The following is a 15,868-nucleotide window of genomic DNA, read 5'->3' as shown; positions in this document are numbered from 1 at the left end:
CAAAGGTTCAAAGGTTTTCTTTAAGGTTCTAAGTGGCTAAGGTTCTTAGGTACTAAGTTTTTTAGCTTCTGAGAAACTTAGTCACTTAGTTTCTCAGGACCTCTTCTACACAATATTGGTAAAACCTTTGAACCTTTGTCACTCAGAACCTCAGTACCTTTCCTCTAAAGATTCTTCAACTGATTCTCATTTTTATTATCACTAATAGTCCAGAAGAAACCAATAAAGAAAAAACGGTCTGCTGTAGGCGTTACGGCTTGTCGGTTATAAACTCCGGTTGCATCGGGATTTTTGGCATAATCGTATCCAAATACATTTTGAGTTCCTAATACATTCGAAACTGAGAAGTATAAAATCTTTTGAGTGGTTAATAAATACGCCCAGCTAAGACTTAAACTATTATATGATTTTGTTTTTCCGTTCATGAATTTTGTTTCATTTGGGTTGTTGTAAGGTCTTCCTGTGCTAAAACTATTTGTTAAGCCAACTTGCGATTTCCAATCGGTAATAAAATATTTAGTTACAACCGATAAGTTTTGGTCGGCAACAAAATCGGGAGTTACACTAGTTGGGAAATTTTTATAATCTCTTTTGGTATCAATGTAGGAGTAGGAAATCCAGTATTCCAGATTTTTGTATAATTTACTATCTCTCCAGAATATATCGATTCCTTTAGCATAACCAGAACCATTGTTATTAAAAACCGAATTGTATTGAATGTTTTGCGTGTCGTATTTTACCAGATTGCTGTAATCTTTATAGTAGGCTTCGGCTCTAAAAGTGCGTCCCGTTTTGTTGTATTGAAAGTTTAAGATATAATGCGCTGCTTTTTCGCTTTCAAACTGGTGGTATTTTGAGTATTTGATGTAATCAACAACAGGAGTTTGTGTAAAGTCTCCATAAGCGATTGAAAACTGACTGTTCTTTGCTACTTTGTATCCCAATGAAACTCTTGGTGCTAATGCTGTTTCGTCAAGTAAACTATTATTAGAAGCTCTAAGACCTACTTTTGCCGCTAGTTTACTAGAAAAAGAAACCTCCGTTTCGGCATAAATGGCAGCAATGTTAGAGTCGTAACCATTAGTAATTGTAGGCGTTACATTATCCTCAAAATCTTCACGGTATTTAGTAATAAAATAATCAGCTCCAAAGGATAGTTTCACTCTGTTAGAAAGACTCTTTTTTAATTTTAATTTAAGATGAGCAGCATTTTCATCATCGTTTAAATGATCAATATCAATATCTTTTTTATTGTTGCTATATCCGTAACTCAATCCCGAAGTAATTTGCCAGTTGCTACCAAATGTTCCGTTATAAACCGTGTTTAAGTAAAAGTTGTTGTTTACTAAATTGACTCTTATTTTATCTTCAAAGTTTATGTTTTTCTGATTAAGGTCGATTTTTTCGGTATCAAAAGCAGCATATAATTTCAGGGTTCCGTTGGCAAAATGATAACGATATACACTTTCTCCAGATATAGATTGATAGGGTTGGTTCCAATCAACATCTTGTTTTATAACCGCCTGATAAGGAGCCAGGTTAATATAGCTCACATTTACGCTTAAAGAGCTTTTATCCCATTTTTTTGTGTGTCCAACACCCAATCCTACAGTCATCATAGCGATGTCTGTTTTATTTTGGTCAGGTTCATCCTGAGTATTTAGTAATAATACACTAGATAAAGCTTCGCCATATTCAGCCGAATAACCTCCTGTAGAAAAAGCAATTCCGCTAAATAAGAAAGGAGAAAAACGACCACGAGTAGGTAAGTTCTGAACCGTTGCGCCATAAGGCTGAGAAACTCTAATACCATCAACAAATGTTTGTGTTTCGTTGGCTTCCCCACCACGAACGAATAAACGCCCATCTTCGCCCACACTTTGAGTTCCTGGTAAGGTTTGTAGAGCAGCAATAATATTTCCGGCAGAACCAGCAGTGGTAACAATGTCCAGAGGTTTTAAAACCGATACCCTGGCTTTATCGCCAGACTCCATAGTTCCGGCAGTAATAACAACGGCGTCTAATGAATTTACGTTTTCCTTTAGTTTTATAGTCTGATTTTTAAAATTGGCAGGATCTATTGATGTAGTTGAAGTTTCATAAATTAAAAAACTTACTATTAATATTTGATTTCCTGAAGTTTCGGTTGTAAATGAAAACTCTCCATTTTCGGCACTTGTAGCACCATCGTAAGTACCATCTATATATATGTTTGCCCCAGCGATTGGCTTTCCTTTTCCGTCAACTACTTTTCCCGAAAGTGTATTTTGGGCAAAAATAACTGAACTTATTACTAAAAATAAGATTGTAAAAAGGGATTTGGTTTTTAATCCTATTCCGTTTTTATTTAATTCTAGACACTTGGTTTTCATGTTTTTTGATTTTGATGAGACAAATATATTTTGTTAATTTTAACATTAAAATATTAAGTAACCCAATTGTAGAATTTTGAGGATGAGTTGTAAAATACTTATTTGTATCTTAGCTTCTGTATTTCAAAAAACGATTTATTATGTCAGAAAATAAAAGAATTTCAAATCTATATCAGTCTATTTATAATGGAAATCCTTGGCTAGAAGTTAATTTAGCAAATACATTAAAAGATGTAAGTGCAGATCAGGCATACAGGAAAATAAATCCTAATTTAAATACGATTTGGGAAATTGTCAATCATCTTATACAATGGAGAAGAAACATTTTAAGACGCGTTCAGGGAGAAACTGTCACTACTCCTGATCATAATTATTTTGTACCTATTTTAGATTCATCTGAAGCAGCTTGGGAGCAATCACTTCAAAGTCTGGCAAAATCGCAAGAATTATGGAATTCATTTTTAGATGATTTTGATGATGCCGATTTAGATAAAATATATGTCAATAATAATCATACCTATTACGAACATATTCATGGAATCATTCAGCATGACGTTTATCATTTAGGTCAAATTGTTATTCTTAAAAAAATGCTCAAAACGTTATAATCCACTTTATGAAAAAAGCAATAGTATTACTCGTGTTTTTATTTATGAATGTTATCGTATTTTCGCAGGAAACAGAAGTTAAGTTTGATGAGAATTTAGCAAAATCTCTAAATGCGGACGATTACGGAATGAAGAAATATGTATTCTGTCTTTTAAAATCTGGAACAAATACAACAGCTTCAAAAGAAGAAACCAAGAAATTATTTGAAGGGCATATGGCTAATATTGGCAAATTAGCCAAAGAAGGAAAATTAGTTGTAGCTGGACCTTTTATGAAGAACGATAAAAATTATAGAGGGATTTATATTTTTAATGTAGCAACTATTGAAGAGGCAAAAGCACTTGTAGCAACAGATCCCGCAATAAATGCAAATTTGCTTGAAGCCGAATTAATACCTTGGTACGCAACTGCAGCTTTGCAGGAAACATTAAAGATTCATGAAAAAATCGCCAAGAAAAAAATGTAATACTATTTATGAAAACTGAAAAAGAAAAAATGATTGCAGGAGATTACTACTTAGCTGGTGATTCAATTTTAGTAAAAGATCGTAGAAGAGCTAAAAATTTGCTGCATCGTTTAAATGTAACAGAATACCGTTTGACTAAAAAAGCCAAACTAATTTTAGAAGAATTAATCCCCAATACAGGCAAGAGTTTTTATATAGAACCACCGTTTCATTGCGATTATGGATACAATATTACTTGTGGCGATAATGTTTACTTTAATGTAAATTGTGTTGTTCTGGATTGTGCTCCGGTAACTATAGGGTCGAATGTATTTTTTGCACCCAATGTTCAAATTTATACGGCTACACATCCGCTTGACGCAGAATTAAGAAAAACACTCGAAAATGCGTTGCCAATTTCTATAGGAGATGACTGCTGGATTGGAGGGAACTCCGTAATTTGCCCAGGAGTAACCATTGGGAAAGGTTGCGTAATAGGAGCAGGATCGGTTGTAACAAAAGATATTCCTGATAATTCGCTTGCAGTTGGGAATCCGGCAAAAGTTATCCGAAAATTAAATCAAGAATCAGAAAATAATAAATAATGCTTTCATTAAATAAAGTACATCATATTGCTATTATTTGTAGTGATTATAATAAGTCCAAATTGTTTTATACCGAGATTATGGGTTTAACTATAATCAGAGAAATTTACCGCGAAGAACGCCAGTCGTATAAACTTGATTTGGCATTAAATGGAGAGTATATTGTCGAGTTATTTTCGTTCCCAAATCCGCCAGCAAGAACTTCCCGACCAGAAGGAGCAGGCTTACGACATTTAGCTTTTGAGGTGTCTGATCTAGACGAAACAATTGCATTTTTAGCATCAAAGAATGTCGCTTATGAAGCAATACGAATTGACGAAACTACCCAAAAAAGATTTACTTTTATCGCTGACCCAGATGATTTACCGTTAGAATTTTATGAAAGGTAATTTTCTTACTTTACTGTTAAAAAAATGCAATATTCGTATGTTTTAAATCGAATATGGTTCTGTTTCTCTAAATTTGCAAACCACTTATAAAAAGTGAGTTTAAACTTCAAACTTCTGATGAACAAAACGGCGCAAATCAAAAAGAATCATCAATTTATTAAATTTCGAAAATTAGTTATTGTTTCTGTTTTAATTGGTTTTCTCTCGGCATTTTTAGGAATTTCTCTCAAGAAAATAACGGAGTACTACGAAGAAATATTTTTTCACCAAGCTACGGTAAATCCGATTTTTTATGTGATTTTCCCTGTTTTCGGACTTTCAGTAATTTATTTCTTGCGTCAGTATTTATTCAAGAAAAAAGAAAATAAAGGGATCAAAGAAGTTTTTGAAAGTACCCAATCGAAATCTAAAAACTTGCCTAATTATAAAATTCCATCGCATTTTATTAATGGCTTATTGACGGTTATTTTTGGAGGTTCTACAGGAATCGAAGTTTCTACCGTTGTAGCAACAGCAACGATTGGTTCGGTAGCACAACAAAAAGAAAATATCTTTCGCCAATATAAAACCGAATTAATTTGCGCAGGAGTTGCGGCAGGAGTTACGGCATTATTTAGCAGTCCAATTGCGGGGATTTTATTTGCAATCGAAGTAATTTCAAGAAAAGTAACACGAGCTTTTATAATCTCCAATTTAATTGCAGTTTCTATTGCTTTCGGGTTAATTACAATTTTAAACGAAGGACCATTATTTGCTGTAAATATTACAACTTGGCACTTAAAGGCGATTCCGTATTTTATTCTTTTAGGTATTCTAGCAGGAATAAATTCGGTTTATTTAACTCGTTGTGTTTTGTTTTTTAAAGGTCAGTTCTCTAAGATAGAAACACATTATTATAAAATCATTTTAGGTTCAATTGTTCTTAGTGTTTCCTTATTTATATTTCCACAACTTTACGGAGAAGGATATCATGCAATAAATGGAATTTTTACAAATTCGGCAATTCCGTTAACGCTTACATTAACTTTCACCTTTATCGGGATTTTACTTTTAAAACCTATTGTAACTTCTATAACATTGGCTTCTGGTGGTGACGGAGGTGTTTTTGCACCAAGTCTTTTTATAGGGGCATTTTTGGGATTGCTTTTGGCATCAGTTTTAAATACGTTTTTTAATGCACAAGTAATTCCGTTAAACTTTATGGTAATTGGTATGGCAGCTGTTTTAAGCGCTAGTATTCATGCGCCATTTACAGCAATATTCTTAGTTTGCGGACTAACGAATGATTACACTTTATTTTTGCCAATCTTAGTTGTTTGCTTGATTTCTAAGTACACAGCAAAAATGATTTATCCGCATACAGTTTATACATTTTTACCAAGCATATCAAAATAAAATAATTTATGGGAGGTGTTACCAAAATAAAAAGAAGCTACCGCAAAACAAGATATATACTTTACAAAGAAACTTTAGTTAATTCTAAAGAGATATTCTGGTCATTCTTAGGCTCATTTGTAGGTATCGGATTGATTGCTTATACCCAAACCCAACATTTTACAGGTTCAGATTTAGTGTACTTAATTGGTTCGTTTGGAGCTTCGAGTGTTTTGGTTTATGGAGAAGTTAGAAGTCCGTTCTCACAACCTCGTAACCTTGTAGGAGGACATGTTATTTCGGCAATTATAGGAGTAACAGTACAACAACTAGCGCCAGATATTATCTGGATTACAGCACCATTGGCAGTATCACTTTCTATTGTTTGTATGCAAGTAACCAAAACATTACATCCACCAGGAGGAGCAACTGCACTTATCGCAGTTACAGGTTCCAGCCAGATAAAAGATCTGGGATATTGGTATGTTATCTCACCAGTATTAACAGGAGTTACAGTATTGCTTATTATAGCTTTGATATTTAATAATCTTACTTCATATCGTAAATATCCAAGTCATAATAAATACCATAATACGTATCATAAATTCCGAAGAAGATTAAGCAAGAAAACATCTCCAAATAATTAAAGATCGGTATCGTTGATAACTATTTAGTGTTAAATACTAACAGCGAAAATATAACTTCCGTAATTTTGTGAAACTATGAAATTACGAAGTTTAAATAACGACGACACACCCCTAGAATTTTATATTCCGGATTACTCATCAAAATTAGAAATTCCTTTTTTTGATGTGGGAATTAGCGCGGGATTTCCATCTCCAGCCGATGATTTTATCGAGCTAACGATAGACCTCAACAAAGAATTTATTAAAAACAAAGACACTACTTTTTTTGCCAAAGTAAAAGGACATTCCATGAAAGATGTCGGGATAAATGATGGTGATTTGTTGATTATTGATAAAAGTTTAGAACCCCAAAATAACAAAATTGCAGTTTGCCAAGTCGATGGTAAATTCACTGTAAAACGCATTAAAATAGAAAAAGATATTGTTTGGCTTATCGCCGAAAACGAAGATTACGAACCTATAAAAGTGACAGCCGAAAATGAACTTTTAATTTGGGGAATTGTAGTTCATTCGATAAAATCTTTTTAATTGTATTGAAATAGAACGCGGATTAAATGGATTTACTCCGTAAAAACGCTGAAAAAAACGGATTTTTTTACGCAATCTTTGTCAAAGTTCAAAACTTTGACAAAGATATAATTTGTGAAAATTCGTGTAATTTGTGGTTAAAAAAAATCCATAATCCAGGAATCGTAGAGGCGCACCGCAGTGCGTCTCAACACACAGAGAGAAAGAATAGTTTCAAAAATAAATAAACAATGTTTGCTTTAGTCGATTGTAATAATTTTTATGCCTCTTGCCAAAGGGTATTCGAGCCACATTTGATAGGAAAACCAGTCGTTATCCTTTCTAATAATGATGGTTGCGTTATTGCGCGTTCTGATGAAGCAAAGTTAGCAGGAGTTCCGATGGGAGCGCCCGCATTTAAATTTGAAGCATTGTTTAAAGAAAAGAATATTTATGTGTATTCTTCTAATTATGCTTTGTATGGCGATATGAGTAATCGGGTAATGAATATGCTTAGAACGTATACTCCCGATATTGAACTGTATAGTATCGACGAAGCTTTCTTGAAATTCTCAGGTTTCGAATTATTCGATTTACATAATTTGGGACTCGACATGCGAAAAAAGATTACAAGAGGTACAGGAATTCCAGTAAGTGTAGGTTTTGCTCCAACAAAAGCTTTGGCAAAAGTGGCAAATAAAATTGCCAGGAAATTTTCTGAACGAACTCAGAATGTGTATTCGATTGATACCGATGAGAAAAGAATCAAAGCACTAAAATGGACAAAAATAGAAGATGTTTGGGGAATAGGAAGAAAGCATGCCAAACGTCTGAAACAAAAAAATATCCTGACTGCTTATCAGTTTACACAATTATCTGATGCCTGGGTGCGTAAAGAAATGGCTGTTGTGGGACTTCGGCTAAAACATGAGTTAGAGGGAAAACCAACATTAGATTTAGAAGCACCTCGAAATAAAAAAATGATTGCGACTACACGCTCATTCGAAACTAAATATGCTACTTACGATGAGATTTCGGAACGAGTAAGCACCTTTACAGCTTCGTGTGCCGAAAAATTAAGACGCCAAGGTTGCCATTGCAATATGGTAACAGTTTTTATTCAGACAAATTATTTGGCAAACGACCAATCGCAATATTCGCGTAGTATTACCATAAATACCGACTTTCCGACCAACTCCACAATCGAGTTAAATCAAGCCGCACAAAGAGGATTAAAGGAAATTTATAAAACCGGATATTCCTATAAAAGAGCCGGAGTTGTTGTTATGGGCTTAACGCCAAATGACGAAACGCAACTTAATTTATTCAGTACATCCAACCCGAAACATCAGCCATTGATGAGTGTTATCGATAAGATGAATTTAAGTTATGGCGATAACAAAGTCAAATTTGGAGTACAATCATTAGGCAGACAATGGAAAATGAAACAAGAACGATTATCTCCCAAATTCTCTACAAAACTTAAAGATGTTATTACGATTGAGGTTTAGTTTTTTTTAATTTCAAATTGTATTGTGTTTCTTTTGATTGTCTAAAAAGGGAACGCGGATGATACGGATTCGCTATCGCGAAAACACGGATTAAAACGGATTTTTAAAGTTTTAAATTTCGAGAGGAATCATTTTAATCTTTTAATCTGTGGCAAAAAAAAACACGGAACACGGATGACGCGGATTCGCTATCGCGAAAACACGGATAAAAACGGATTTTTTTCTTTACGGATTACTTTAAAAATCCGTTTTTATCCGCGTCTTTACTTTAGTAAATCCGCGTCATCCGCGTTCCATTTTCACAGCAGCCACATAATTTTATCATTAAAAAAAATATATTGTATCTTTGAATTTCAAAATTTTAGATGATTTCAAAAACGCACATATTATTTTTTGTTTTCTTGCTTGGTTTCTTTTTGATGCCAACGCAAGTAGAAGCGTGTGGTATGAAATCTGAAAAAAAGAAGCATACAACCGAAAAATCACAAACAAAATCAACTGATGGTTGTTGTGATTCAAGCTCTAATAAAAAAGGAAAAGATGGTTGTACCGATAAATGCAATCATTCTAATTGCCGTTGTGTTACAGTTATTTCGATGTTTACTTCCGAAAAATGGAATGAAACTACATTAAATTGTTTTAATTTTTCGAATAAAAAACAATTCTTTCAGTCTCATGAAGCCGCTTTATCTTCAGGCTTTTATAGTATCTGGTCTCCGCCAAAAATAAGCTAAAAGTTTTCTGTTATAGCCATAAGTGCGTCTAATAGAAAATATTAACTTTAAGTATTCAAAAAAATAATATCAAATAACGTTCAGGAGTTTTACATTCTTGACAGATAATCTATAAAAAAATGAAATCGATAAAAACTTTATTGGTAGCAATCGTTGCATTGTTATCATTCACTGCATGTGATGCAAAAATAAAAAACGCAAAAACAGAAACTGTAAAAATATTTGGTAATTGCGAAATGTGTAAAAAAACAATCGAGAAAGCAGGTAACTTAAAAAATAGTGCCGAAGTAGATTGGAATAAAGATTCTAAAATGGCAACGCTTACTTATGATGCCACCAAAACGAACAAAGGGGAGATATTAAAACGTATTGCTTTAGCGGGATATGATAGCAATGAGTTTTTAGCGCCAAATGATGCGTATGCTAAACTTCCAGAATGTTGCCAATATGAGCGAAATAATAAAAAAATGGCAATGGTTGTTCCTGCTGAGAAAATGAACCATGAAGCGCATTCTGGTCACGAAATGGCTTCTTCGGATGTGGATCAAAAAGCAAATATTCTAAAACCAGTTTTTGATGCGTATTTCGGAATCAAAGATGCATTGGTAAAAACAGACGGTGCTACTGCTTCGGCGAAAGCCAAAACATTAGTAACAGCTATTGATGGGGTAAAAATGGAAAGTTTACCAATGGATGTTCACATGGTTTGGATGAAAGTTTTGAAAGACTTAAAAGAAGATGCTGAACATATTGCCGATACAAAAGATGCAACACATCAAAGAGACCATTTTGGAACATTATCTAAAAATGTATATGCGTTATTAAAAGTTTCAAAAGGGGATACACCAACATATTATCAGTTTTGCCCAATGGCAAATAACGGAAAAGGTGCAAACTGGTTGAGTAAAGAAAGTGCTATTAAAAACCCATATTATGGTTCGAAAATGTTGAGCTGTGGTAGTACTGTAGAAACTATCAAGTAAATGAAGCTATACATTAAAAACATGGTTTGCAGTCGCTGTAAAATGGTCGTGAAGTCGGAGTTGGAAAAACTCGGGCTTCATCCGATTGCAGTAGAGCTGGGTGAGGTAGAAATAGAAGAAAAAGAGATAAATTCATTAAAAGAAGATCTAGTAAATGTCTTGCATTCTTTGGGATTTGAACTTATAGATGATAAAAAAAGTTTGACTATTGAGAAAACTAAAACCTTAATCATCGAATTGGTTCATTATAAAAACAATGACCTCAGCACCAATTTATCCCATTATTTATCGACCAATTTGCAACACGACTACAACTCGTTAAGTAATCTTTTTACGGAAGTAGAAGGGACAACTATTGAAAAATATTTTATCTCTCAGAAAATAGAAAAGGTAAAAGAGTTGCTTATATACGATGAATTAAGTCTGAGCGAAATTGCTTATCAGCTTCAATATAGTAGTGTGGCGCATTTGAGTAATCAATTTAAAAAAGTAACAGGATTTTCGCCAAGCTATTATAAAAAGTTGAAAGACAAAAAGCGAAAACAAATAGAGGATTTGTAAATCTTATAAATCATAACCAAAATTGTACAAGCTTATTGAAGCGTTATTTTAGAAATTTGTTAAAGTGAAATTCATAAAAAAATAAAGCAATGACTCATACTTATACAATCACAGGAATGACTTGCGATGGATGTCGTACTAAAGTAGAAAAAACATTAAATGCTATCGAGGGAATCGAGGCAAGTGTTACTTTAAATCCGCCATTGGCAACGATCACGATGGAAAAGCATATTCCGACGGAGCAACTGCAAGAAGCATTAACTGCGGTTGGAAAGTACACCATTGAAATGACTATGAATCATGGACACGAAAAGCCAGCTGAGAAATCATGCTGTAGTGCTGACGGACATAAACATGAGCATAAAAAAGAAGCTGTAGCGCATAATCATGCTGGAGGAAAATATTATTGCCCGATGCATTGCGAAGGCGATAAAATGTATGACAAAGCGGGAGATTGTCCTGTGTGCGGAATGCATTTGGTACAAGAACCAGTAACAGTTCAGGCACACGAAAAGCCAGCCGAGAAATCGTGTTGCAGTGCTGACGGACATAAACATGAGCATAAAAAAGAAGCTGTACCACATAATCATGCTGGAGGAAAATACTATTGCCCCATGCATTGCGAAGGCGATAAAATGTATGACAAAGCGGGAGATTGTCCTGTGTGTGGAATGGATTTAATACAAGAGCTAGCAGCTATTCAGGTTCAGCAATATACATGCCCAATGCATCCAGAGGTTATAAGTAATATACCAGGTGCATGCCCAATTTGCGGTATGGATTTAGTGCCAATGGAACCAACAGATAGCGAAGAGAATAAGGTCTATAAAGAGTTATTGCGAAAAATGAAAATTGCAATACTCTTTACTGTTCCTATCTTTTTTATTGCCATGATAGAAATGATGCATGATAATCCTTTGCTAAAAATAATGGATGTTGGGAAATGGAATTGGGTGCAACTGCTTTTCTCGCTTCCTGTAATTTTTTATGCAGGTTGGATGTTTTTCGTTCGCGGATGGAAATCAATCGTGACTTGGAACTTAAATATGTTTACCCTTATCGCGATTGGTACAGGGATGGCATTTTTATTTAGTATCGTAGGAATGTTTTTTCCTGATATATTTCCAGAAGAATTTAAATCGGGACACGGAACAATTCATCTTTATTTTGAAGCTGCAACAGTAATTATTACACTGGTTTTATTAGGACAATTGCTAGAAGCAAGAGCACATAGCCAGACTAGTGGTGCAATAAAAGAATTATTAAAACTCGCTCCTACAGAAGCGACTCTGGTAATAGATGGAGTCGATAAAGTAATTGCAATTCACGATATTAAAAAAGAAGATTTACTTAGAGTAAAACCCGGAGATAAAATTCCTGTAGATGGAAAAATTATCGATGGCGAAAGTACGATAGACGAATCGATGATTACTGGAGAACCTATTCCTGTTGATAAAAAAGTAGGTGATGTGGTGTCTTCGGGAACTATAAACGGAAACAAATCATTTGTTATGATTGCCGAAAAAGTAGGTTCGGAAACTTTGCTTTCGCAAATTATACAAATGGTAAATAATGCCAGTCGTTCCAGAGCACCAATCCAGAAACTAGCCGATAGTATTGCTAAATACTTTGTGCCAATTGTTGTTATTATTTCGATACTTACCTTTTTTATCTGGGCAAAATTTGGTCCTGAACCAGCAATGGTTTACGGATTTATTAATGCAATTGCAGTATTGATAATTGCTTGTCCGTGTGCATTGGGTTTAGCAACACCAATGTCTGTAATGGTAGGAGTTGGAAAAGGAGCCCAATCGGGAATTCTGATAAAAAATGCAGAAGCTTTAGAAAAAATGGACAAAGTAAATGTTCTGATTACTGATAAAACGGGAACAATTACTGAGGGAAAACCTTCGGTAGAGAAAATTGTTGCGTTGCAATATTCAGAGGATGAATTGTTACAATACATTGCTTCTTTAAATCAGTATAGCGAACATCCTTTGGCGGAAGCCGTAGTAAAATTTGCAAAAGCTAAAAACATCTCTTTAATAAAAGTAGATGATTTTGAAAACATTGCAGGAAAAGGAGTTATTGGAACTGCGATTGATAAAAAGGTTGCATTAGGGAATAAAAAATTAATGGAGCAAGTAGGAGTAATTGTTTCTGGAGCTATCGAAGAGAAAATTATTGCTGAACAGAAATTAGGAAAAACAGTTTCTTATATCGCTGTAGATAAAAATGTAGTAGGATTTGTTACTATAAACGATGCTATAAAAGCAACCAGTGCTGCCGCTATAAAAGAATTAATGCGACAAGGAGTTGAGGTAATTATGCTTACGGGAGATAATATAAATACTGCTAAAGCGGTTGCCGACGAACTGCATTTAACTTCATTTCAGGCAGGTTGTTTGCCAGAAGATAAACTAAAAGTAATTGAGAAATTACAAGCCGAAGGAAAAATTGTAGCCATGGCGGGAGATGGTATCAATGATGCGCCAGCTCTGGCACAATCGGATATTGGGATTGCGATGGGAACAGGAACCGATGTTGCGATAGAAAGTGCCAAGATTACTTTGGTAAAAGGAGATTTGCAAGGAATTGTAAAAGCAAAAAACCTGAGCCACGCTGTAATGGCAAACATCAAACAAAATCTATTTTTTGCTTTTATATACAACGTATTAGGTGTGCCTGTTGCTGCGGGAGTTTTATATCCGTTTTTCGGAATATTGCTTTCTCCTATGATTGCTGCTTTGGCAATGAGTTTTAGTTCTGTATCTGTTATTGTGAATGCATTGCGATTAAGAAGTTTGAAACTTTAAAAACTAAAAAATGAAAATTTATTCAATACTCATATTGTTGCTTTTTGCGATAAGCACGACTGCACAAAAAATTGTGAGGTATGATTTATACGTAAAAGATACGTTGGTGAATTTTACAGGAAAGTCCAAAAGAGCAATTGCTGTAAATGGACAAATCCCGATGCCGACGCTCACTTTTACCGAGGGAGATATCGCCGATATTCATGTGCATAATCAGTTAAAGGAAAGTACATCTTTGCATTGGCACGGTATCTTTTTGCCAAATCAGGAAGATGGAGTTCCTTTCCTTACACAAATGCCTATAAAGCCAGGGGAAACTTATGTGTATAAATTCCCTGTTGTCCAAAATGGTACACATTGGTATCATAGTCATAGTGGTTTGCAGGAGCAAATAGGGATGTATGGTTCTTTGATAATGAAGAAGAAAATAGATGATCCTGATTTTAGAAAAGGAATCGATGATTTGCCTACAATCCCTGTAATGATAAGCGAATGGACAGATTACAATCCAGATAATGTACACCGAATGCTACATAATGCTTCGGACTGGTTTGCGATTAAAAAAGGAACAACCCAAAGTTATACTGAGGCTATAAAAGCAGGTCATTTTAAAACTAAAGTCAACAACGAATGGAAACGTATGATGGCAATGGATGTAAGCGATGTGTATTATGATGCATTTTTAATTAACGGTAAAAAAGAAAATGAATTTCCCGGTCCATTTAAAGCGGGAGATAAAGTTAGATTGAGGATTTCAAATGGAGGTGCTTCGTCTTATTTTTGGCTTACATACGCCGGAGGAAAAATTTCGGTCGTAGCCAATGATGGAAACGACGTAGTTCCTGTTGAGGTTGACAGATTGATAATTGGCGTATCCGAAACGTATGATGTTGTTGTAACAATTCCCGCCGATGATACTGCTTTTGAATTTTTGGCTACGCCTGAAGACCGAACAAAATCAACGTCGATTTATTTAGGAACTGGCATAAAACAATTAACAAGCCCATTGCCAAAGCTCGATTATTTTGAGGGAATGAAAATGATGAACGGCATGATGAATATGGACGGAACCATGAACGAGATGGGAATGGGAATGAGCTTGCAAAAGATGGATATGAATGCTGTAATGTATCCCGAAATTACAGGAAGTGCATCTAAAGAAATGAAACATACTCCCGAAGAACCGATGAAAATGGCCGACGGAGAAAAAATGGATCATTCTGCCCATCAAATGGATAGCGTTAAAGACATTGTAACATTAAATTACAGCATGCTTAAATCGCCTACGGTAACCACATTGCCCAAAGATGCTCCCGTTAGAGAATTACGTTTCGAGTTAACAGGGAATATGAATCGCTATTTATGGAGTATGGATAATAAAGTATTATCAGAATCTGATAAGATTTTAATTAAAAAAGGAGAAACATTACGAATCGTATTGTACAATAATTCGATGATGCGACACCCAATGCATTTGCATGGTCATGATTTTAGAGTATTAAATGGACAAGGCGAATATTCTCCATTAAAAAACGTATTGGATATTATGCCAATGGAAACCGATACGATTGAGTTTAGTGCCAATGCCGATGGAGATTGGTTTTTTCATTGTCATATTTTATATCATATGATGGCAGGAATGAACCGCGTTTTTAGTTATGAGAACTCCCCACCAAATCCGTTATTACCAGATAAAGAATGGGCATACAGAGAATTGCAAAAAGAAAGTAATATGAGTCATATTATGGCAGAGAATGATTTTGCTACTAATGGAAATGATGGTCGTGCAATGATACAAAATGCACGTTGGAGTTTTGGTACCGAGTGGAGATTAGGATATAATGATAGGCATGGTTATGAAACCGAAACTCATATCGGGCGTTATATTGGAAAAAATCAGTGGTTTATGCCATTTATAGGATTCGATTGGCGTTATAGAAAATTTGGACATGATGAGGTTGAGAAAAATATCTTCGGACAAAAAAATACCAAAGACAATCGTTCCGTATTAAGTATTGGTGCTGATTATACCTTGCCTTGGCTAGTTATCGCTCAAGCCGAAGTTTTTACAGATGGAAATGTTAGATTCCAATTATCCCGAGAAGATATTCCGATTTCGCCAAGAATACGAATGGCTTTTATGGTAAATACAGATAAAGAATATATGGGAGGTTTAAAATATATTCTGACCAAAAACGCAGGAATCTCTACACATTATGATAGTGATATGGGTTGGGGATTTGGTTTAATGCTTAATTATTGAATTGTGTTGAATGTGAAATGGGAGAAGTGAAAAGCTAAACTGTATTTTAAAA

General features: G+C 34.7%; 14 protein-coding genes. 13 read left to right on the top strand and 1 reads right to left on the bottom strand.

The window, feature by feature from the left end; genetic code table 11:
• Nucleotides 1-164: 164 nt before the first annotated feature.
• Entirely contained in the window at nucleotides 165-2,372 is a 2,208-nt protein-coding gene (locus OA93_RS21095) for a TonB-dependent receptor (RefSeq protein WP_052259558.1), read from the bottom strand.
• A gap of 140 nt (nucleotides 2,373-2,512) precedes the next feature.
• On the opposite strand from OA93_RS21095, the gene OA93_RS21090 reads away from it, so the two are divergent.
• The 13 genes from OA93_RS21090 (at nucleotide 2,513) to OA93_RS21025 (ending at nucleotide 15,816) form a co-directional block, all read left to right on the top strand.
• Nucleotides 2,513-2,980 (top strand): DinB family protein, encoded by a 468-nt coding sequence (locus OA93_RS21090; RefSeq protein WP_039116003.1) that lies wholly within the window; start codon nucleotides 2,513-2,515, stop codon nucleotides 2,978-2,980.
• 8 nt (nucleotides 2,981-2,988) lie between these two features.
• Nucleotides 2,989-3,447, top strand: coding sequence for a YciI family protein (locus tag OA93_RS21085; RefSeq protein WP_039116002.1), 459 nt, complete (start codon nucleotides 2,989-2,991; stop codon nucleotides 3,445-3,447).
• Between the two features lie 8 nt (nucleotides 3,448-3,455).
• Entirely contained in the window at nucleotides 3,456-4,031 is a 576-nt protein-coding gene (locus OA93_RS21080) for a sugar O-acetyltransferase (RefSeq protein ID WP_039116001.1), read from the top strand.
• The gene (locus OA93_RS21075) at nucleotides 4,031-4,420 is read left to right on the top strand and encodes a VOC family protein (protein ID WP_039116000.1); all 390 of its coding nucleotides are present in this window, start codon (nucleotides 4,031-4,033) and stop codon (nucleotides 4,418-4,420) included. The genes OA93_RS21080 and OA93_RS21075 overlap by 1 nt, the downstream gene beginning before the upstream one ends.
• 117 nt (nucleotides 4,421-4,537) lie before the next feature.
• Nucleotides 4,538-5,815, top strand: a complete 1,278-nt coding sequence (locus tag OA93_RS21070; RefSeq protein WP_052259557.1) for a chloride channel protein — start codon at nucleotides 4,538-4,540, stop codon at nucleotides 5,813-5,815.
• An 8-nt stretch (nucleotides 5,816-5,823) separates the two neighbouring features.
• On the top strand, nucleotides 5,824-6,441 hold the full coding sequence (locus OA93_RS21065; protein WP_039115999.1) for an HPP family protein: 618 nt from the start codon (nucleotides 5,824-5,826) through the stop codon (nucleotides 6,439-6,441).
• 75 nt (nucleotides 6,442-6,516) lie between these two features.
• Nucleotides 6,517-6,969, top strand: coding sequence for a translesion error-prone DNA polymerase V autoproteolytic subunit (gene umuD, locus OA93_RS21060; RefSeq protein WP_039115998.1), 453 nt, complete (start codon nucleotides 6,517-6,519; stop codon nucleotides 6,967-6,969).
• Between the two features lie 230 nt (nucleotides 6,970-7,199).
• Nucleotides 7,200-8,459, top strand: a complete 1,260-nt coding sequence (locus tag OA93_RS21050; protein ID WP_039115996.1) for a Y-family DNA polymerase — start codon at nucleotides 7,200-7,202, stop codon at nucleotides 8,457-8,459.
• A gap of 365 nt (nucleotides 8,460-8,824) precedes the next feature.
• Nucleotides 8,825-9,193, top strand: a complete 369-nt coding sequence (locus OA93_RS21045) for a hypothetical protein (RefSeq protein ID WP_039115995.1) — start codon at nucleotides 8,825-8,827, stop codon at nucleotides 9,191-9,193.
• 119 nt (nucleotides 9,194-9,312) lie between these two features.
• Nucleotides 9,313-10,176 (top strand): DUF3347 domain-containing protein, encoded by an 864-nt coding sequence (locus tag OA93_RS25290; RefSeq protein ID WP_039115994.1) that lies wholly within the window; start codon nucleotides 9,313-9,315, stop codon nucleotides 10,174-10,176.
• Nucleotides 10,177-10,737: an AraC family transcriptional regulator gene (locus OA93_RS25285; RefSeq protein ID WP_039115993.1), complete on the top strand. Its 561-nt coding sequence runs from the start codon at nucleotides 10,177-10,179 to the stop codon at nucleotides 10,735-10,737. It abuts the gene before it with no gap.
• Nucleotides 10,738-10,826: 89 nt separating this feature from the next.
• Nucleotides 10,827-13,553 (top strand): heavy metal translocating P-type ATPase, encoded by a 2,727-nt coding sequence (locus tag OA93_RS21030; RefSeq protein WP_039115992.1) that lies wholly within the window; start codon nucleotides 10,827-10,829, stop codon nucleotides 13,551-13,553.
• A gap of 10 nt (nucleotides 13,554-13,563) precedes the next feature.
• On the top strand, nucleotides 13,564-15,816 hold the full coding sequence (locus OA93_RS21025; RefSeq protein WP_039115991.1) for a multicopper oxidase domain-containing protein: 2,253 nt from the start codon (nucleotides 13,564-13,566) through the stop codon (nucleotides 15,814-15,816).
• The last annotated feature ends 52 nt before the right edge of the window (nucleotides 15,817-15,868 follow it).

It is taken from the genome of Flavobacterium sp. KMS, assembly GCF_000813005.1.
In the GTDB taxonomy this organism is placed as follows: Bacteria; Bacteroidota; Bacteroidia; order Flavobacteriales; family Flavobacteriaceae; genus Flavobacterium.
Note: the sequence above shows the minus strand (reverse complement) of the source record. Positions and strands in the feature narration are given on the sequence as shown.

What these genes read in the sequence shown, in the direction of transcription:
- OA93_RS21095 (WP_052259558.1), bottom strand. Translation starts at nt 2,372, where the DNA reads ATGAAAACCAAGTGTCTAGAATTAAATAAAAACGGAATAGGATTAAAA.
- OA93_RS21090 (WP_039116003.1), top strand. Translation starts at nt 2,513, where the DNA reads ATGTCAGAAAATAAAAGAATTTCAAATCTATATCAGTCTATTTATAAT.
- OA93_RS21085 (WP_039116002.1), top strand. Translation starts at nt 2,989, where the DNA reads ATGAAAAAAGCAATAGTATTACTCGTGTTTTTATTTATGAATGTTATC.
- OA93_RS21080 (WP_039116001.1), top strand. Translation starts at nt 3,456, where the DNA reads ATGAAAACTGAAAAAGAAAAAATGATTGCAGGAGATTACTACTTAGCT.
- OA93_RS21075 (WP_039116000.1), top strand. Translation starts at nt 4,031, where the DNA reads ATGCTTTCATTAAATAAAGTACATCATATTGCTATTATTTGTAGTGAT.
- OA93_RS21070 (WP_052259557.1), top strand. Translation starts at nt 4,538, where the DNA reads ATGAACAAAACGGCGCAAATCAAAAAGAATCATCAATTTATTAAATTT.
- OA93_RS21065 (WP_039115999.1), top strand. Translation starts at nt 5,824, where the DNA reads ATGGGAGGTGTTACCAAAATAAAAAGAAGCTACCGCAAAACAAGATAT.
- umuD (WP_039115998.1), top strand. Translation starts at nt 6,517, where the DNA reads ATGAAATTACGAAGTTTAAATAACGACGACACACCCCTAGAATTTTAT.
- OA93_RS21050 (WP_039115996.1), top strand. Translation starts at nt 7,200, where the DNA reads ATGTTTGCTTTAGTCGATTGTAATAATTTTTATGCCTCTTGCCAAAGG.
- OA93_RS21045 (WP_039115995.1), top strand. Translation starts at nt 8,825, where the DNA reads ATGATTTCAAAAACGCACATATTATTTTTTGTTTTCTTGCTTGGTTTC.
- OA93_RS25290 (WP_039115994.1), top strand. Translation starts at nt 9,313, where the DNA reads ATGAAATCGATAAAAACTTTATTGGTAGCAATCGTTGCATTGTTATCA.
- OA93_RS25285 (WP_039115993.1), top strand. Translation starts at nt 10,177, where the DNA reads ATGAAGCTATACATTAAAAACATGGTTTGCAGTCGCTGTAAAATGGTC.
- OA93_RS21030 (WP_039115992.1), top strand. Translation starts at nt 10,827, where the DNA reads ATGACTCATACTTATACAATCACAGGAATGACTTGCGATGGATGTCGT.
- OA93_RS21025 (WP_039115991.1), top strand. Translation starts at nt 13,564, where the DNA reads ATGAAAATTTATTCAATACTCATATTGTTGCTTTTTGCGATAAGCACG.